At 67.9% G+C, this 18,179-nt stretch carries 19 protein-coding genes and 1 riboswitch; of the genes, 10 read left to right on the top strand and 9 right to left on the bottom strand.

The window, feature by feature from the left end; all coding sequences use genetic code 11:
• Nucleotides 1-119 precede the first annotated feature (119 nt).
• Together ACFQ9K_RS19355 and fahA are read left to right on the top strand one after the other, a co-directional pair.
• Nucleotides 120-1,316 carry a homogentisate 1,2-dioxygenase gene (locus tag ACFQ9K_RS19355; protein ID WP_378718525.1) on the top strand — a complete coding sequence of 399 codons (1,197 nt, stop codon included), beginning with the start codon at nt 120-122 and terminating at the stop codon, nt 1,314-1,316.
• Nucleotides 1,313-2,494 carry a fumarylacetoacetase gene (gene fahA, locus ACFQ9K_RS19350; RefSeq protein ID WP_378718522.1) on the top strand — a complete coding sequence of 394 codons (1,182 nt, stop codon included), beginning with the start codon at nt 1,313-1,315 and terminating at the stop codon, nt 2,492-2,494. The genes ACFQ9K_RS19355 and fahA overlap by 4 nt, the downstream gene beginning before the upstream one ends.
• A gap of 66 nt (nt 2,495-2,560) precedes the next feature.
• Here fahA and ACFQ9K_RS19345 read toward each other — a convergent pair whose 3' ends face one another.
• Nucleotides 2,561-3,250, bottom strand: coding sequence for a TetR/AcrR family transcriptional regulator (locus ACFQ9K_RS19345; protein ID WP_378718521.1), 690 nt, complete (start codon nt 3,248-3,250; stop codon nt 2,561-2,563).
• 98 nt (nt 3,251-3,348) lie between these two features.
• On the opposite strand from ACFQ9K_RS19345, the gene ACFQ9K_RS19340 reads away from it, so the two are divergent.
• The 3 genes from ACFQ9K_RS19340 (at nt 3,349) to thiC (ending at nt 7,172) form a co-directional block, all read left to right on the top strand.
• Nucleotides 3,349-4,752 carry a lipase family protein gene (locus ACFQ9K_RS19340; RefSeq protein WP_378718520.1) on the top strand — a complete coding sequence of 468 codons (1,404 nt, stop codon included), beginning with the start codon at nt 3,349-3,351 and terminating at the stop codon, nt 4,750-4,752.
• 126 nt (nt 4,753-4,878) lie between these two features.
• Nucleotides 4,879-5,355 carry a VOC family protein gene (locus ACFQ9K_RS19335; protein WP_378718519.1) on the top strand — a complete coding sequence of 159 codons (477 nt, stop codon included), beginning with the start codon at nt 4,879-4,881 and terminating at the stop codon, nt 5,353-5,355.
• A gap of 66 nt (nt 5,356-5,421) precedes the next feature.
• Nucleotides 5,422-5,531, top strand: a riboswitch (TPP riboswitch).
• A complete protein-coding gene (gene thiC / locus ACFQ9K_RS19330; protein ID WP_378718517.1) occupies nt 5,523-7,172 on the top strand; it encodes a phosphomethylpyrimidine synthase ThiC in 1,650 nt (549 codons plus the stop codon). Its footprint overlaps the riboswitch before it by 9 nt.
• A gap of 66 nt (nt 7,173-7,238) precedes the next feature.
• Here thiC and ACFQ9K_RS19325 read toward each other — a convergent pair whose 3' ends face one another.
• The 3 genes from ACFQ9K_RS19325 to ACFQ9K_RS19315 all read right to left on the bottom strand — a co-directional run bounded on the left by ACFQ9K_RS19325 (nt 7,239) and on the right by ACFQ9K_RS19315 (nt 9,833).
• Complete coding sequence (locus ACFQ9K_RS19325) at nt 7,239-8,105, bottom strand: hypothetical protein (protein WP_378726897.1); 867 nt, start codon at nt 8,103-8,105, stop codon at nt 7,239-7,241.
• A 138-nt stretch (nt 8,106-8,243) separates the two neighbouring features.
• Nucleotides 8,244-9,134: a hypothetical protein gene (locus ACFQ9K_RS19320; RefSeq protein WP_378726895.1), complete on the bottom strand. Its 891-nt coding sequence runs from the start codon at nt 9,132-9,134 to the stop codon at nt 8,244-8,246.
• A gap of 261 nt (nt 9,135-9,395) precedes the next feature.
• Nucleotides 9,396-9,833, bottom strand: a complete 438-nt coding sequence (locus ACFQ9K_RS19315) for a VOC family protein (RefSeq protein WP_378726893.1) — start codon at nt 9,831-9,833, stop codon at nt 9,396-9,398.
• Nucleotides 9,834-10,320: 487 nt separating this feature from the next.
• Between ACFQ9K_RS19315 and ACFQ9K_RS19310 the strand changes: the two genes are divergently transcribed.
• Both ACFQ9K_RS19310 and ACFQ9K_RS19305 read left to right on the top strand, forming a co-directional pair.
• The gene (locus tag ACFQ9K_RS19310; RefSeq protein WP_378726891.1) at nt 10,321-10,983 is read left to right on the top strand and encodes a dioxygenase; all 663 of its coding nucleotides are present in this window, start codon (nt 10,321-10,323) and stop codon (nt 10,981-10,983) included.
• A gap of 132 nt (nt 10,984-11,115) precedes the next feature.
• Nucleotides 11,116-11,523 (top strand): hypothetical protein, encoded by a 408-nt coding sequence (locus ACFQ9K_RS19305; RefSeq protein ID WP_378726889.1) that lies wholly within the window; start codon nt 11,116-11,118, stop codon nt 11,521-11,523.
• Nucleotides 11,524-11,731: 208 nt separating this feature from the next.
• Here the strand turns inward: ACFQ9K_RS19305 and ACFQ9K_RS19300 are convergent, their stop codons facing one another.
• On the bottom strand, nt 11,732-12,118 hold the full coding sequence (locus tag ACFQ9K_RS19300; RefSeq protein ID WP_378722884.1) for a hypothetical protein: 387 nt from the start codon (nt 12,116-12,118) through the stop codon (nt 11,732-11,734).
• A 56-nt stretch (nt 12,119-12,174) separates the two neighbouring features.
• Between ACFQ9K_RS19300 and ACFQ9K_RS19295 the strand changes: the two genes are divergently transcribed.
• A complete protein-coding gene (locus ACFQ9K_RS19295; RefSeq protein WP_378722882.1) occupies nt 12,175-12,636 on the top strand; it encodes a MarR family transcriptional regulator in 462 nt (153 codons plus the stop codon).
• 15 nt (nt 12,637-12,651) lie between these two features.
• Here ACFQ9K_RS19295 and ACFQ9K_RS19290 read toward each other — a convergent pair whose 3' ends face one another.
• Complete coding sequence (locus tag ACFQ9K_RS19290; RefSeq protein WP_378722881.1) at nt 12,652-14,190, bottom strand: MFS transporter; 1,539 nt, start codon at nt 14,188-14,190, stop codon at nt 12,652-12,654.
• Nucleotides 14,191-14,298: 108 nt separating this feature from the next.
• Entirely contained in the window at nt 14,299-14,856 is a 558-nt protein-coding gene (locus ACFQ9K_RS19285) for a TetR/AcrR family transcriptional regulator (protein WP_378722880.1), read from the bottom strand.
• A 39-nt stretch (nt 14,857-14,895) separates the two neighbouring features.
• Here ACFQ9K_RS19285 and ACFQ9K_RS19280 point away from each other — a divergent pair, with 39 nt between their 5' ends.
• Both ACFQ9K_RS19280 and ACFQ9K_RS19275 read left to right on the top strand, forming a co-directional pair.
• Nucleotides 14,896-16,140 carry a KasA/KasB family beta-ketoacyl-ACP synthase gene (locus tag ACFQ9K_RS19280; protein ID WP_378722879.1) on the top strand — a complete coding sequence of 415 codons (1,245 nt, stop codon included), beginning with the start codon at nt 14,896-14,898 and terminating at the stop codon, nt 16,138-16,140.
• 103 nt (nt 16,141-16,243) lie between these two features.
• Nucleotides 16,244-17,038 carry a thioesterase family protein gene (locus tag ACFQ9K_RS19275; RefSeq protein ID WP_378722878.1) on the top strand — a complete coding sequence of 265 codons (795 nt, stop codon included), beginning with the start codon at nt 16,244-16,246 and terminating at the stop codon, nt 17,036-17,038.
• Nucleotides 17,039-17,044: 6 nt separating this feature from the next.
• Here the strand turns inward: ACFQ9K_RS19275 and ACFQ9K_RS19270 are convergent, their stop codons facing one another.
• Both ACFQ9K_RS19270 and ACFQ9K_RS19265 read right to left on the bottom strand, forming a co-directional pair.
• Entirely contained in the window at nt 17,045-17,452 is a 408-nt protein-coding gene (locus ACFQ9K_RS19270; protein WP_378722877.1) for a VOC family protein, read from the bottom strand.
• Nucleotides 17,453-17,510: 58 nt separating this feature from the next.
• On the bottom strand, nt 17,511-18,179 hold the full coding sequence (locus tag ACFQ9K_RS19265) for a TetR/AcrR family transcriptional regulator (protein WP_378722876.1): 669 nt from the start codon (nt 18,177-18,179) through the stop codon (nt 17,511-17,513).

Raw genomic sequence — 18,179 nt, 5'->3', positions numbered from 1 at the left:
CCGCGATGTTCCGGCAGAATTCGCCCCGTCGGGGGTGGATTCCGCCACTGCGCCCGACCGGCCATCACTACGATGGTGACCAGTTGAACCAGGCCACAAGCCAGGCAGGAGGTGCGGTCATGGCGTTCTATCGACAGGTAGGAGCGGTGCCGCCGAAACGGCATACACAACATCGGGATGAGCAGGGACAGCTCTACTACGAGGAGCTGATGGGCGAGGAGGGCTTCTCCGGCGATTCGTCGCTGCTCTACCACCGCGGGCTGCCGCCCGCGATCGTCGACTCGACGGTGTGGGAGCTGCCCGACCAGACGACTACCCCGAATCATCCACTGCGGCATCGGCATCTGCGGTTGCCCGAGCTGTTCCCGGACGACACCCCCGCCCGCACCGACGCGGTGACCGGACGACGCCTGATCCTCGGCAATGCCGATGTGCGCATCTCCTACGTCGTGGCCAAGGGTGTGTCCCCGCTGTACCGCAACGCGATCGGCGACGAGCTGGTCTACGTGGAATCCGGTGCGGCCGTGCTCGAAACGGTGTTCGGCCCGGTGCCCGCGCGCCAGGGCGACCAGGTGCTCATCCCGCGCGCGACCACCCACCGCTGGCTGCCCACCGGGCAGGAACCGTTGCGCGCGTACGTGATCGAGGCGTCCAGCCACATCACCCCGCCGAAGCGGTACCTGTCGAAGTTCGGCCAGCTGCTCGAGCACGCCCCCTACTGCGAACGCGACCTGCACGGCCCGGCCGAGACGCTGACCGCGACCGGCACCGACGTGGAGGTGCTGGTCAAGCACCGGCCCGGCGGCAAGGTCGTCGGCACCCGGTTGATCTACGCCACGCACCCGTTCGACGTGGTCGGCTGGGACGGCTGCCTGTACCCGATCACCTTCAACATCAGCGACTTCGAACCGATCACCGGCCGCATCCATCAGCCGCCGCCGGCCCATCAAGCCTTCGAGGGGACCAACTTCGTGGTCTGTAATTTCGTGCCGCGCAAGGTCGACTATCACCCGCTGTCGATCCCGGTGCCGTACTACCACTCCAACGTGGACTCCGACGAGATCATGTTCTACTGCGGCGGAAACTACGAGGCGCGCAAGGGATCCGGGATCGCGCAGGGCTCGGTGTCGGTGCACCCGGGCGGCTACGCGCACGGCCCGCAGCCCGGCGCCTACGAGCGCAGCATCGGGCTCGACTACTTCGACGAGCTGGCCGTCATGGTGGACACGTTCCGTCCGCTGGAACTCGGCGAGGGCGCCCTCGCCTGCGAGGATCCGGCCTACGCGTGGACCTGGTCCGGCCGGGGGCCCGCGTGAAGACTCGTGTCGAAGTACCCGGCGATTCGCTGTTCGGTGCGGACAACCTGCCCTACGGCGTGTTCGCTCCCGAAGGCCAGAACTACCGCGTCGGAACCCGATTGGGCGATTCCGTCATCGATCTCGCGACCGCACTGGACGATCCGGAGTTCGGCGAACCGAGCCTGGCCGCGCTCATGGCCCGCGGCCCGCGCCGCTGGCGGGAACTGCGCGAGCGCGTCCGCGAGCTGGTCGACAGCGAAATCGACAGTGCCGCAGTGCATAAGCTGACCGACGTGCGACTCGGCCTGCCGGTGCCGATCGGCGACTACGTCGACTTCTATGCCAGCCTCGACCATGCGACCAACCTCGGCCGCCTGTTCCGCCCGGACAGCGAGCCGCTGCTGCCGAACTGGCGGCACCTGCCGGTCGGGTACCACGGCCGGGCAGGTACCGTGGTGGTGTCCGGCACCGAGGTGGTCCGACCCCACGGACAGCGCCGAACCGATTCGGGCACACCGGATTTCGGTCCCTCGCGTCGACTCGACATCGAGGCCGAGCTCGGCTTCCTGGTCGGGGTCGGCTCCGAGCTCGGCGATCCGGTGCCGACCGGCGAGTTCGCCGAGCGGGTATTCGGGGTGACGCTGGTCAACGACTGGTCCGCCCGCGACATCCAGGCCTGGGAGTACCAGCCGCTCGGCCCGTTCCTGGGCAAGTCCTTCGCGACGTCGATCTCACCCTGGGTCACGCCGCTGGCCGCGCTGGAATCCGCGCGGGTGCCCACCCCCGAGCAGAACCCGCAACCCCTGCCCTACCTGCAGGAAAAGGAGCCGTGGGGGCTCGACATCGACCTGACGGTGGCCTGGAACGGCGAGCCGGTCGCGCACCCGCCGTTCTCCCGGATGTACTGGTCACCCGCGCAGATGCTGGCCCACCTGACCGCGAACGGCGCGAGCACCCGCACCGGGGACCTGTACGCGTCCGGCACCATCTCCGGGCCGGATCCCGATCAGCGCGGCTCGTTCATCGAACTGTCCTGGGGCGGAAGCGAACCCATCCTGGTCAACGGCCAGAAGCGCACCTTCCTGGAGGACGGCGACGAGGTGGTCATCACCGCGTCCGCGCCCGGCCCGGACGCGCGACGCATCGGTCTCGGCGAAGTCCGGGGCCGGATCCGCCCCGCGCGTCCGCGCGGATAACCGGACCACGCAGCGGCGCGAGCCGGGCCGCATCGATCGGGCCCGCTCGCGCCGTCCGCGCTGAACCTACTGTCCCGCAACGACTCCCCGGCCGGCGTACACCACCGCGATGAACCCGGTGAGATCCTCGATGAGCGTGTCGACGCCGTCCGGCGTGCCACCGTCGTCGTGATGGTGCAGCCAGTCCGCGACCAGCTCGAACATGCCGCCGATGGTGGCCAGCGCCAATGCCAGCCGAGCCCGCTGCACGCGCGGCTCCGCGGCCGGTTCCCCGGACCACTCCCGGTCCAGGAACGCCGCCGACCAGCGCCGGTTGCTGCGCCGGATCCGCTCGACCGTCGGCGAAATACCGCCCGCCTCACCGAAAGTCACCTTCGCCAGGCGCGGGTCGTCGGCGATGGCGTGCACGAACGCGGCGAGCACCGGCTCGGCCCGCTCCGGCCAGGACAGTTCGGCGGCCGCGACGGCGCCGGCGATCACCCGTTGCTGGATCTGCGCGGTGAGTTGCTGGAGCAGCGCGATGTAGCACGCTTCCTTGCTCTCGAAATGGTCGTAGAACCCTTTGGTTCCGACATAGGCGCGCTGGCAGATCTGCTCGATCGATGTCCCCGAATAGCTGTGCTCGGCAAACAGTTCGGTGGCCGCGTCGAGCAGTTGATTGCGCCGCTGTGCGCTGCGCTGTTCGGCGTCGAGTCCACGGATCCGGCGACGGGCCTGCCCCTCGGCAGGCCGCGCGGCGGATTTGCTGCGGGTCATACCCTCGACCATAGCTCGATGCCGTTTAGAAAGAGTTCTTGTTAGTAACAGGTTCCCGTGTTGTAATCGCTGTCACCTTGATGAGGAAGGACGCATACGTGTCAGTGATCACTGGTGATCCGACCGGCCGCCCGCGGCCCGGAATACGTTCGGTGGCAGTGCTGGTGGCCGTGGCGTTCGCCATGGCCACCGTGCTGCTGACCGGCGCGGTCGTGCCCGCGCCCGCCGCGGCGGTGCCGCTCCCGCAGGACGACTCGTTCTATCGACCGCCCGAAGGATTCGCCGACCAGGCGCCGGGCGCGATTCTCCGGTCCCGCGAGGTGCACCTGGCGGTCCTGACCGTGCTGCCGCTGAATGTGCGTTCCTGGCAGCTGCTCTACCGCACCACCGATCTCAACGACCAGCCCACCGTCGCTGTCACCACGGTCATCCTGCCCGCGGGCGCCGACCCGAACCGTTCCCGCCCGCTGGTCTCACTCCAGTTCTATTACGACAGCGCCAGCAACGACTGCTCGCCGTCGTATGTGCTGCAACAGGGTTCGGGTCTGGCCGGCCTCGAGGGCATCCACTCGCAAAGCGAGCTGATCGCGATCGCCGGACTGATCAGCCAGGGCTGGGCGATCTCGGTGCCGGACTACGAGGGGCTCGACGGGCACCTCACGGTGCCGAAGGAACCCGGCTACATGACCCTCGACGGCATCCGCGCCGCCGAAGGTTTCCAGCCGCTCGGGCTGGACGGCGCGAATACCCCGGTCGCCATGTGGGGCTTCTCCGGCGGCGGCATGGGCTCGGGGTGGGCGGCGGAAATGCAGCCGACCTACGCGCCGGAACTCAACGTCAAGGGCATCGCCATGGGCTCGCCCACCTCGGACGTGGTGTCGCTGCTGCACGTCAACGGGTCGATGTTCTCCTCGCTGATCGGCATCGGCATTTCCTCGCTGCGCAAGGCCTATCCGAAGTTCAAGGAGGCGGCCGATCGGTATCTGACGCCCGAGGGCCGGGCGCTGATGGACCGGACCGAGCGGCAATGCCTGCCGCGCAACGCGCTCACCCAGATGTTCGTCGACTACGGCCGGCTGCTGACCATCCCGATTCCGGACTTCCTCCAGGTTCCGGAGATCAAGGAGACCTTCGAGCAAACGGTGCTCGGCCGCAATATCCCCACCGCCCCGATCTTCCTGTACCAGGGCGTCTTCGACGAGGCGGTTCCGGTGTGGACCAATGACCGGCTGAACCAGCAGTGGTGCGCCGGCGGCGCGTCCGTCGTCTACACCCGCGACCATCTCAGCGAGCATCTGAGCCTGCCATCGCTCGGCATGGCAGGCACGCTCAACTGGCTGAAGGCCAGGCTGGCGCCGAACGCGCCCGATCAGGTCGGCTGCCGCACCGACAATGTGGTGTCCATGCTGGCCGACTTCAACGCCTTGCTGACCCAGATCGAGATCAACCTGAACGCCACCTTCGGCGCGCTCGGGTTCCCGATCGGACCACGCGAGCGTTAGTCCGCACCACTGGCCCGGCCCTCGACCGGAACACGGTCGGGGGCCGTGCTTTTGTCGGCACAGCGATGATTTCCCGGCGCCCGCCTCGTCTGCACGGATATACCGACACCGGCCAGGAGGATCGCCATGCAAAAGATCGTCACCAATCTGTGGTTCGACACCCAGGCGGAGGAAGCCGCCGAGTTCTACTGCTCGCTGTTCGCCGACTCCAAGATCACCGACGTGCAGTACCACCCCGAAGCGACCAACCGGCCTGCCGATCTGGCCATCACCGTCGACTTCGAACTCAACGGCCAGAAGTTCACCGCGATCAACGGCGGCGGCGAATACCACTACACCCATGCCATGTCGCTATTGGTCAACTGTGACGGACAGGAGGAGGTGGACCGGCTGTGGACCGCGTTGCTGGCCGATGGCGGGCAAGAGATCGAATGCGGTTGGCTGAACGACAAATACGGCGTGCCGTGGCAGATCTGGCCGGCCGAGGCGACCGAGCTGGTCACCGGCGATGACCGGGAGGCGGTGAACCGCGCGATGCGGGCGATGTTCGGGATGAAGAAGATCGTGCTGCAACAGCTGCGCGACGCCTACCACGGCAAGTGACGTGGGTCTTCATCCGATCATGGGGCGAACCCCCGGGAAAGGCAGGTAGTCTCGGCCTGGAAAATTTCACACGCCAACGGGGGCTCGCACCAGCGGGCTGAGAGGACGGCTAGGGCCGTCGACCGTATGAACCTGACCGGGTAATGCCGGCGTAGGGAGGAACGATCATGGCTACTGCTACGTCCACAGACGGATCCGAGATCATCGACACCGTCACCACCGGACCCATCGAAGGCAGTGTCAAGCACTACACCGAGGTGGACGGGCTGCGTATTCCGGTCCGTCGGGTCAATCTGACGAACGGCGAGCATTTCGACGTCTACGACACCTCCGGCCCGTACACCGACGACACGGCCACGATCGATCTGGAGTCGGGCCTGCCGAAATTGCGCGATACCTGGGCAAAGCCCGAGGTGGAGGGACCGCCGACCCAGCTGGCCTGGGCTCGGCAGGGCATCATCACACCCGAAATGCGCTTCATCGCCGCTCGCGAAGGAGTGTCGCCCGAGCTGGTGCGCGACGAGGTCGCCCTCGGTCGCGCGGTGATTCCGGCCAATCACAAGCATCCGGAACTCGAGCCGACCATCATCGGCAAGAAGTTCCTGGTGAAGATCAACGCGAACATCGGTAACTCGGCCGTGTCCTCCTCGATCGCCGAGGAGGTGGAGAAGATGGTGTGGGCCACCCGCTGGGGCGCCGACACCATCATGGACCTGTCCACCGGCAAGAACATCCACGAGACCCGCGAGTGGATCCTGCGCAACTCCCCCGTCCCGGTCGGCACCGTGCCGATCTACCAGGCGCTGGAGAAGGTGAACGGCGATCCGACCAAGCTCACCTGGGAGATCTACCGCGACACCGTGATCGAGCAGTGCGAGCAGGGCGTGGACTACATGACCGTGCACGCGGGCGTGCTGCTGCGCTACGTGCCGCTGACCGCCAAGCGGGTCACCGGGATCGTCTCGCGCGGCGGATCCATCATGGCCGCCTGGTGTCTGGCGCATCACCAGGAGTCGTTCCTGTACACCCACTTCGCCGAGCTGTGCGAGATCCTGGCGAAGTACGACGTGACCTTCTCCCTCGGCGACGGGCTGCGGCCAGGGTCGATCGCCGACGCCAACGACGAGGCGCAGTTCGCCGAGCTGCGCACCCTCGGCGAACTGACGAAGATCGCGAAATCCTTTGGCGTGCAGGTGATGATCGAAGGCCCCGGGCACGTGCCGATGCACAAGATCGTGGAGAACGTGCGGTTGGAGGAGGAGCTGTGCGAGGAGGCGCCGTTCTACACCCTCGGCCCGCTCGCCACCGACATCGCGCCCGCCTACGACCACATCACCTCGGCCATCGGCGCCGCGATCATCGCGCAGGCGGGCACCGCCATGCTCTGCTACGTCACCCCCAAGGAGCACCTCGGGCTGCCCAACCGGGACGACGTCAAGGTCGGCGTGATCACCTACAAGATCGCCGCGCACGCCGCCGACCTGGCCAAGGGGCACCCGCACGCGCAGGACCGGGACAACGAATTGTCCAAGGCCCGGTTCGAATTCCGCTGGCGCGACCAGTTCGCGCTGTCGCTGGATCCGGACACGGCGCGGGAGTACCACGACGAGACCATGCCCGCCGAGCCGGCCAAGACCGCGCACTTCTGCTCCATGTGCGGGCCGAAGTTCTGCTCGATGCGCATCTCCGCGGATGTGCGCGAGTACGCGGAACGCAACCGGCTGACCGATGTCGAGGCGATCGAGGCCGGGATGGCGGAGAAGTCCGCCGAGTTCGCAGACAGCGGCAACGCGGTGTATCTGCCGATCGTCACGTAGGGCCCGATTCGACTGTCCGGCAACGCGTCCGGTTCCCGCACCCCCTGCGGGCGGGAACCGGACGGCTCAGTCCCGGCGCATGATCTCGAGCAGCGACTCGAGGTGATCGGCCGGTACCACCTCCATCGACTCGCCACTGCCCTGAATGGTGGCGGCGATATCGATGGCGATTCGGTTGCGCCACCAGTAGATCGAGCGGCTGACCGGCCGTGACCGAAGCTCCCCCGCGACAAGGAGTTCGGCGAGCAGGCTGGTTCCCGCGAACACCGTCGGTCCGGTGATCGGATGGACCAGCAGGTGGGTGTGGCCCGGAATGACGAGCAGCGCGCCCCACGGACCGACCACCGGATAGTCGTCCAGCCATCGCACGTGCGCGGTGACGAAATCCGATGCCCCGTAGAGCATTTGGATATCGACATCATCCATGCCGTCGATATCGGCGGTCATCAGGTCGAGCCCACCCTCGGCCTGGGTGTTGCGCTCGGCGATCGCGAACAGATCCGATTCCCGTGCGCCCCACCGCTGTACGTTGGTGTAGGTCACCGGCGCCATGATGTCGCCGAAGTCGATCAGCACCCGCTGCAACAGTCCCGGCGCCACCAATCGGCGCACGTCGTTGATCAGCCCCCTGGTCCGCGCCGAACACAGCCGGGTCCGCAGCATCGACCGCACCGACTCCAGTCGCGACATGTCGAGATGCCCGGCGGCCAGGTCCGTGATCTGCGTATCCAGTCGATCCTCGACGATCGTCGACCACAGCTGCCGCGGCGCCCGGGCGACCCGCCGCTCCAATCGGGTACACGGCAAGACCACCCGGCCGCCCCCGCGCCGGGCGAACACGAACTCCCCGCCCGCCTCCTCGCACCCATACCCATGCCGCACCGCAACCTCGTTGACCAGCAACTTCAATAACCCCGAGGACGACTCCCGCATGACCCCTCGCTCCCGGTAGGGTACCTATCGACCTCCATTCTATCGAACATATGTTCTATACCGGGAGCGAGTTTCGCCCGCGCGAAAGGTTTATCTCTTACTGGTCGCGACGACGTGAATCCGGCAGGGCCGCCCTTGTCACGCTTCCCACACGAAAGCGGCGTAGCCGCCACCACCACTACGACCATTTCCGGTGTCGTCGGGATACCCGCCTGCCCCGGTTGTGGACGGGCCGCCATCGCCCCCGACGCCGATTCCGGCCGGCACGGCGACGGCGGCCGCCGGAGCGCCACCGAGCTCACCTCCGGTGGAGATCTTCTTCCCCGCGTCGTAGGCGGAGTTTTTACCTGCCTGACCCGTTACCGGTTCGCCCACGACACGGCTATGACCGCCGTCGCACGAACCACCGCCACCGGCACCACCACCAGCCACATACTTACCCGTGGTCGAGCCGTTCTGACCCGCGCCGCCCTTCCCACCGCTATCGCCGCCGCCGTCCCCGCCACGTCCGGCGTACCAATTGGTGGCGAGGCCACCGCCGCCACCGCCGCCACCAGCGCCGGCGAGGATCTCGTCACCCATCTCGACCCGGCTCGCGCCGCCACCGCCGCCTGGTCCGCTGAATTTGGCATCCTCCCTGGCCGAGGGGCTTTCCCCATCCTTGCCGCCGCCGTAACCGCCGGAACCGCCCGCGCCATTCGAATCAGTACTGTTGCTGTCCCCGCCGATCCCAGTGCCACCGATCGAGACAGTTATCGTCGTACCCGGGGCAACCTGAGTGACCTTGCAGGTGACGAGACCGCCGGCGCCACCGGCGGCCCCGGCCTCGCCGCCGTTGAGCAGGCCCGCACCGCCGGCACCGCCTGCTCCGATGAGTACGAGGGTGAAGCCGGTTACGCCTTCGGGGACCGTAACCGTATGGGCCCCAGCACTATTGAAGACCGTAATCGCCGGTCCGGCGATAACGGCAGGCGTGTCGGCTCCGGCAACGACAGGCGTCACCATCAGGGGCAGCACCGCCGATCCCACCAGGAGACCCTTCGATATCGCGCGGGTACAGCACTGTGGAAGCAAAGGAACTCCTTCAGTAGTCTTCCGCCGACCGATCGGCCGATATGCGAACAACCCGCCCGACTTCGCCATTGCCGTGCCTCCAGATCGGAGGGGTACTCAACGAGAGTTCGGAGATTGTTCGTAGCGGTCTTGCTTCTGGATGGCAGGCAGACACCGCCGCCTGCGCGGGCCGGTTAGCGCCCGTGCCGATGTGGCGCCTCGCGGTGCGCGCATCGGTCAGCGGAGTTCCTCGACCAGGCCGACGATGACGCCCTCGGGGCCGCGGACGTAGGCGTAGCGGCAATGGTTTTCGTAGCGGGCGACCTTGCCCACGAGTTCGCCGCCGTGGGCGCGCAGGCGCTCGACGACATCGTCGACGGCGTCGACGGCGAAGGTCAGGCGGGGGATGCCGGGGGTGTTCACCGCCGCCTTCGGCGCGGTGGCGGTGGTGGTGGGCGAGCGGAAGGTCGAGAGTTCGATCCGGCCGTGGCCGTCCGGAGTCCGCACAACGGCCATGTCCGCCAGGACGCCGTCCAGCGCGAGGAGGTCGTCGGCCCACTGGCCACCGACCGTTGCCTCGCCCTCCAGTTCCAGGCCCAGTTCGACGAAGAACGCGACAGCAGCCGCGAGATCCTCGACCACGATGCCGACATGGTCCATCCGGCGGATCGTCATGATTTTCTCCTCAGGTTGGTGGCGGCTCATTCCGCCTGTATCCCGAGGACGGAGCCGTCCGAGCATTCTCGACATCCGCGGGGCGGGAATTTCCAGATTTTTTCCGGACGCGTTCGCCGCGGCCTCGAATCCATTGGCGAACAATTTCCACAGCATCGGCGATATCCGGCGGTCACCACTGGGGAACCATTGGGGACTCGGCGTCGCGAGTCGCGAGGTGTCACGAATCATCTTATGGCACTAGGCATTTCGAGCACGCTCAACAGAAGCGCCGGCGCGGCCACCGACTCGGACCGTTGCCCGTGCCCACGGTGCGACATATCGTGTTGTTCACATTCGAACTTGAAATGCATTCGCCGACAAGGTGTTTGATCTCTGCGCAGCACGCACGCCCGGCTGTTCAGACGACGTGGCGCGACACCTATTCGCATCGCGAATGCCGGATGTGAACTCCAGCCCGTTCTGTTCCCACGAGGAGATCAAAACCATGACCGACAACGACTCCCTGGATGACGAGATCCCCCAGGCGATCACCCGCAAACGCCTTCTGCAGCTGGGCCTGCTGGCGGTGCCCGCCGCCGCGGCGCTGACCGCCGGCGCCGCGACCAGCACCGGCAGCCCCGGCGAAGCCCAGCAAGCCGTGCCGGCCGAGCTCGAGCCGACCCCGGCCTGCCACGACGGCGACGCGCCCACCATTGCCCAGACCGAGGGCCCCTACTTCAAGCCGAACTCCCCGCTGACGAGCGACCTGGTGATACCCGGCGCGCCGGGCACCCGATTGACGGTCAGCGGCTATGTGTTCACCCGGTCCTGCCGCCCGGTCGCCCAGGCCCTGCTGGACTTCTGGCAGGCGGACAACGACGGCGCCTACGACAACACGGGCTACAAGTGGCGGGGGCACCAGTTCACCGACGCGAACGGCCGGTTCAACCTGTCGACCATCGTGCCCGGCCTGTACCCGGGCCGCACCCGGCACATCCACGTCAAGGTGCAGGCTCCGAACCAGCGCATCCTGACCACCCAGCTGTATTTCCCCGGCGAACCACGCAACAACACCGATTCCATCTTCGACCGCCGGTTGCTGATGACGGTGCGCACCGTGCCCGCAGGCAAGGAGGGGACGTACGACTTCATCCTGAATTTCCGCTGACCGGCGCCCTGAGCATCGAAAGGGTCCATGCCCATCTGGGCGCTCGTCGGCAACGAATGCGCAGGTGTAAGGCGTCGTGGTGCGCAGGACCGAACACCGTGACGCACAAACCCGACGAGAAGGATGAGATCCATGCGGAGATTTGCCGGCATGCTTGCCCTTTCGAGTGCCGTCACGGTGCTCGTCGCGCCGGTCGCCGATGCGACCGTCACCGAAGGCGACGCGAACGTCGCGGTGTTCAAGGTTCTACACAAGGACGGTTCGGTCATCGCCGCATATGACTGCACCGAAGGCGACACCGCGACGATCACCGTCAAGTTGACCAATGACGTCTCCGACACCACCGGCAGCGGAACCGCCGAGAACCTGGCCTGCACGGGCAAGCCGACGTTCGTCACCATCATGACCGACCTGGGCGCAAGCAAACACGGCGACAAGGTCCGCAGCGACATCAACATCGAGGCCGAAGGGCCGAAACCCGCCTTCGGCGGCTCGTCCGCGCTCGTCCTCGCCGACGGCGTCTCCGGCCCGCCGTCTTGAGATGTTCGGATCATCGAAGCGGGCGTCGAGTTCCCCATCCGGGGTTCGACGCCCGCTTCCACCACACCGGCCTTTCGGCGCGAACCGGTGGACCGCGCAAACCCAGCCGCGCCAATAGCTCTCGGCCTTCCGGAGGCAGCGATCGACGGCGGCGTCGAGCCGACGCGGGTGGTTCGGTCGAAATCCGTTCAGTAGGACTGGAGTTCGATCAGGGTGCCGTCGGGGTCGCGGACGTGCGCGGTGCGGAGGTTGGGGCCCAGTCGGGTCGGTCGACGGGGGCGGCGACGGGGGTTGCGCCGTTGTCGAGGCAGAGGGCGCAGGCGGCGTCCACGTCCTCGACTCGGCAGACGAACATGACTGTGTCTTGGGTGGGGGTGGATCGAGTTGGCAGGGAAGCGGTTCCGACCACCTGGGCCATGGTGGCGCGGTCGAAGAGGATCAGGGCCGCTTGATCGGCTACGTCCCAGTTGGCGTAGGGACCGTCGGGGGTGCCCTTGACCAGGTCGGCGCCGATGAGTCCGGGGAGGACGGCGGCGTAGAAGGTGAAGCATTCGGCGAAGCGGGTGACGAGCAGTCTCGGGTGCAGTGCGTCCATCGGGTCTCCAATTAGTAGGTGCAGACCTACTATAGGTCTAGCCCTACAATAGGTCGATGGACTCTGGGCACGCACTGCCGCCGAGCTTGCTCGGGCTGGACATCTATCTGTTGTCGCGGATGGGCAAGGTGGCACGCGGGCGGTTCGCGGATCGGCTGGCCGAGCGGGGACTTCGGCTGTGGCACATGGCGATCCTCGCGGCACTGGCCGACTTCGGGGCGCATGCGCAGCGCGATCTCGCCGAGCGGCTCGCCATTCACCCGAGCGATGTCGCCAAGGTGGTCGATGAGCTTGCCGCGGCGGGGCAGGTCGAGCGCGCGCGGGACGCGGCCGACCGACGGCGGGTGACCGTGCGGATCACCCGTGCCGGGCGGGCCGCGCTGGCCGCCCTGGACAAGGAGGCAGGCCGGGTCGCCGACGATCTCCTCGCACCGCTGAACGCGCGGGAACGCGCCCAGCTATCGCAGTTGATGCGCCGCGTATTCGACCACGCGCACCCCCGAGACGACGCGCTTTGAGTGCCCCGCTGCCGCTCAGTGCGAGCCGGTGACTCGAAAACCCCTTGGCACCAGCCAGACCGCGACGACCGCCACCACCGCGACGATGGCCGCCGACACATAGGCGGTAGTGGTGAGCGCGACATCGAACGCGTGCCGCGCCGCCTCCAGCACCTGCTCGCGCGGCGCATTGTCCAGGCGGCTCGCCACTTCCACGGCGCCGCCGATGGATTCCCTTGCCTCATCCAGTCTTTCGCCCCGCAACGGCAGATCGATCATGTTCTCGGTGAAGATCCGCCCGTGGATGCTGCCGAGCAGCGCCACCCCGAGCCCGATGCCGAGTTCGTAGTTGGTTTCCGACACCGCGCCCGCCTGCCCGGCCCGTTCGGGCGGCACCGCGGAAACCAGGACGGCGGCCGCCGCGGTGATCGCCAGTCCGTCGCCGAGCCCGAACGACGCGAGCACCAGCGCGACCACGGGATACGTGGTCGGCTCCGGACTCAGCGCCAGCCCGAGGAACCCGATGGCCAGCGCGCCGAGCCCGATCGCGAGCACGGCCCTGACCCCGATGTGCTGCATCAGCCAGGGCGTCGTCAGCGACGCGACCAGCAGCGTCAACGCCGACGGCAAGGTGCGCAGGCCGGCCTCGGACGGCGAGTAGCCGTGCACGTACTGCAACCACAGCGAGATCAGGAACAGGGCGGCGCCGATCGCGAGCATGGCGAGCAACGTGGCGAGCGCGGCGGCGCAGAACGCGCCGTTGCGGAACAGCCGCACGTCGAGCAGCGGATCGGCGGCGGCGAGCTGGCGCCGCGCGAACCAGATCAGCAGCAGCACACCGAGAATCAGGATGGCCCAATCCACCGGGGCCGGTGCGCCCTTGGCGACATGCTTGATGCCCCAGGCCAATCCGACGATCCCGACGATCGACAACCCGGCGGCCGGCCAGTCGAGCGAACCGGATTGCGGCGCCCGGTATTCCGGCAGCAACCAGGCGCCCACCGCCACGGTGAGCAGCACCACCGGCACGTTCAACCAGAAGGCCGACGCCCAGCCGAAGTGCTCCACCATCACACCGCCGACGATCGGGCCGATGGTCGCGCCTGCGCCTGCCACCGCGGCCCAGATACCGATGGCGAGCGTGCGTTCCCGCGCGTCGGCGAAGATGTTCCGGATCAGTGACAACGTCGACGGCATCACCATCGCGCCGCCGATCGCGAGCAGCACCCGCCCCGCGATCAACTGCCAGGCGCTCTGCGACGTCGCCGCCACCACCGAGGCGAGGCCGAAGAGCACGAACCCGGCCAGGAACAACAGTTTCCGGCCGACCCGGTCGCCCACCGCACCCGTGGTGATCAGCAAACCGCCGAGCACCAGCCCGTACACGTCGATGATCCACAGCTGTTCGAGCTGCCCCACCCGCAGATCGGCGATCAGCGACGGCAGCGCGACGTTCAGGATCGTCGCGTCCATCGCCACCAGCAGCAGGCTGGCGCACAGCACCGCGAGCATCACCCAGCGCACGCCGCCCACCGTCGATACGTCGCCGTTCGTCTCCGGTCCGCTCGCCGCCATGCCGCCTCCTCGCTCGCCCCAGCCCAGCATCCACCGGACTCCAGCAAACACCAAGTAACCGCGCCGCCGGTCGATCTGTTCGCGGATCGACCCGGCCGCGCGAAACGACTACCGCAGGGTTTGGTCGATCAGCAGCCGGGCGGCCCGGTCGGTGCGCTCGACGTCGCCGGTGATCAGGCGATCCTGCAGAATCCCGCGCAACCCCGAAACGAGCAGTGTCGCCACCAGTTCCGGATCGGCTATGGACGGCAATCCGCGCAGTCCGTCGGCCAGCGATGCGACGAACGTCGCGATGGCCGTCTCGGCGTAATCGGCATACGGACTGTCCGACGCGCACGCGGCACCGAGCACCTGCAACATGACCCGGACGCTGGTCCGGCCCTCGCCCGCGGTATTCGCCGTCCAGAACCCCCATAGCCGCGCACGCAACTCGGCGACCTCGCGGACCCCGGAGAACAGCGCCGCGAGGTCCGGACGCTGCGTCGCCAAGGCCTGGACCAGCAATTCCTCCTTGGTGGTGAAGTAGTAGATCAGCATCCGGGAGCTGGTGCCGAGCTCGGCCGCGAGCGGGCGCAGGGATAGCTCGACGAGGCCGTGGTCGGCGATATAGCGCACCACGGCGGCGAGCAGTTCGGCACGTTTCGCGTGGTCGAGGGGACGGGCCATGAGTTGACTGTAGCGAGTGCTACAGGTATTCATGACATCGTGACTGTAACAATCGCTTCAGAAACTCGGGATGCCGTGGTCGTCACCGGCTACGCGGCCACCACCTGCCTGGCCGAGGACATGGACACGACCTGGTCGGAGCTGCTGCTCGGGCACACCGGCATCGGCGTGCTGACCGAGGACTTCGTCGCCGAGTACGACCTGCCGGTGCGGATCGGCGGAAAGCTGAAGTCACATCCGGGCGAGCAGCTGACCAGGATCGAACAACGCCGGTTGGCCTACGTCGAACAGCTGGCGCTGGTGCTCGGCCGCGCGGTCTGGCGCAACGCCGGCGCCCCGGACGTGGACGGCGAGCGGCTGGCGGTCGCCATCGGCACCGGGCTCGGCGGCGGCGACGCACTGATCAACGCGGTCGACGCGATGCGCGCCGGCGGCTACCGGAAGGTGTCGCCGATGTCGGTGCCGATGGTGATGCCGAACGGTCCCGCCGCCACCGTCGGGCTCGAAATCGGCGCCAAGGCAGGGATTTACACGCCGGTATCGGCGTGCTCGTCCGGCTCCGAGGCGATCGCGCAGGCGTGGCGGCTGATCAGCACCGGCGAAGCCGACGTGGTGGTGGCCGGCGGCGTCGAGGGCCACATCGACGCGGTGCCCATCGCGAGCTTCGCCATGATGCGGGCGATGAGCACGCGCAACGACGAACCGGAGCGGGCGTCGCGGCCCTTCGACCGGGACCGGGACGGATTCGTCTTCGGCGAGGCGGGCGCGCTGCTGGTGCTGGAATCGGAGCGGCACGCACGGGCCCGCGGCGCCGAGATCCACGGCCGGGTGCTCGGCGCGGGGATCACCTCCGACGCCTATCACATCGTCGCCTCGGAGCCGGCGGGCATCGGCGCGGCGCGGGCCATGCGCAAAGCGATAGCGACTGCGGGGCTTGCGGTTTCGGATATCCAGCACGTCAACGCGCACGCGACCGGCACCTCGATCGGCGATGCCTCGGAGGCGAACGCGATCGCCGCCGTGACGCCGGATTCCTCGATCTACGCACCCAAATCCGCACTGGGGCACTCGATCGGCGCGGTGGGCGCGCTCGAGTCGCTGATCACGATGCTGACTCTGCGCGACCAAATCGTCCCGCCCACACTGAATCTCGACAACCGCGATCCGGAGATCGAGCTGGACATCGTCAACGGCGCACCGCGCGAGCAGCGCATCGACTACGCGCTGAACAACTCGTTCGGCTTCGGCGGTCACAACGTGGCCCTCGCCTTCGGCCGGGTCTGAGCGCACCGGCCGGAATCCGGCCGGCGCGACCGCCGGTGCAGAATTCGTAGACCGAACACTGCGCAGACCGGCAGCGCTGCCGGTCCGACGGACGGACAACGACGTGAGCGACGCCTTCTACCTACCCGACGACAACGACCCGCAGCGGTTCATCTCCACCGAGCTGACCCGGGGCCCGTGGTCGCCGGACGCGCAGCATGCCGGCCCGCCCTCGGCGCTGCTCGGCCACGCGATCGAGCGCTGCGCACCGCGGGCGGGATTCCAGGTGGGACGCGTCGCCGTGGAAATCCTCGGCCCGATCCCGCTGGAGCCGCTGACCGTGCGGACCCGCGTCGCGCGGGCCGGACGCAGCGTGGAACTGATCGAGGCCACGCTGTCCGCCGACCGCGGCCCGGTCATGCGGGCCAACGCGTGGCGGTTCAAGCGCGCCGACCCGGAACTCGAACTGCCGGAACACATCCTGCCGACCGGCGCCCGACCCGGCCCCGAGCACGCACCCGGCGCGACCCCGTTCCCGTCGGACCAGGCCGTCGGCTTCCATACCGGCATCGAATACCGCTTCGTCACCGGCTCTTTCATCGATCCGGGCCCGGCGATCTGCTGGATCCGGTTGAAGTACCCGATCGTCGCGGGCACCGATCCGAGCCCGCTGGAACGCACTCTGGCCGCCGCCGACTCCGGCAACGGGGTCAGTTCCGTACTCGACTGGGCCGGTTACCTGTTCATCAATACCGACCTCACGGTCACCCTGCACCGCCAACCGGCAGGCGAATGGGTCTGCCTGGACGCCGCCACCTACCCGCAGCCGCACGGCATCGGACTGGCCGAGTCGGCCCTCTTCGACGAGAAGGGTCCGCTGGGCCGCAGCACCCAAACCCTGTTCCTCACCACCCGGTAGCGGCGCTCACGCGCGGGTGGAGATCTGCTGGACGCCCCAGCCGTTGCCGTCGGGGTCGGTGAAGAAGACGAAGCCGACATTGTCGAGCGGGTCGGGCATCGGGCTCGGGTTCTCGCCCAGGATCTGCACGTCGGTCACCTCCACTCCGCGAGATACCAACTCGGCGTGCGCTTTCCGAATGTCCGACACCACGAGTTGCAGGCCCTGCACCGAGCCCGGCGTCATCTTCGGGACCGCGCCCTCGCCGATCACGATGGAGCAGCCGGAACCGGGCGGGGTGAGCTGCACGATGCGCATCCCCTCGCCGACCACCGTGTCGTGGTCGACGATGAATCCCAGCTTCCGCGCGTAGAAGTCCTTTGCCCGGTCGATGTCCGACACCGGAACGATCACGACCTCGAGTGTCCAGTTCATGGTGAGCTCCTTTGGCGACAGCAGCATTACCAGTGCAGACCGGGCACGGCGGGCGAACTCACCGGTCGCCGGCGACGGCTGCGTGCCGTCGCTCCCAGCGCCAGGCGAACTCGCCCGCCCCGGGCGGGGGGCCGGGCAGATCACCGTCCACGGACAGGCCGTCCACCAGCATGGCCAGCACCCGGCGGCGCAGCTGTGCGGTGCGGTCGGGATCGGGCATCGAGATGGCCGCGCAGGATTCCAGGATGAGGCCGAGGTCCTCCGCGGTGACCCCGGGGCGCAGCCGTCCGCTGGCCCGCGCCCGGCGCACCAGTTCGTCGTTCACCTCGGCCGAGTGCAGGACGTCGGGCAGGATCGACTCGTCCGGGGTGAAGGTGCCGGCCAGGTGCACGGTCAGGGAGTGCACATCGGCGTCGACGACCCGCTCCAGGAAGCCGACCAGCCCCTGCCAGCCGTCCGAATCTTCCAGCGCCGCATCGGCTTCGGTGTTGTAGCGGCGCAACCCCTCGTAACAGAGCGTGCGCAACAGGGCTTCCTTGCTCGGATAGCGGCGATACAGCGCGCTGATCCCCACTCCCGCCCGTTCGGCGACGGCGGCGATCGGCGCGTTGGCATCGGCCAGGAACACGGCGCGCGCGGCGTCCAGGATGAGCCCGTCGTTGCGGGCCGCCTGCGCCTTCCGCCCGGGCAAGGCCTTCTGAGCTGGCGTATCGGGTTTTTTCGGCAT

The sequence above is a fragment of the Nocardia sp. NPDC056564 genome (assembly GCF_042793755.1).
Lineage (GTDB): Bacteria > Actinomycetota > Actinomycetes > Mycobacteriales > Mycobacteriaceae > Nocardia.
Note: the sequence above shows the minus strand (reverse complement) of the source record. Positions and strands in the feature narration are given on the sequence as shown.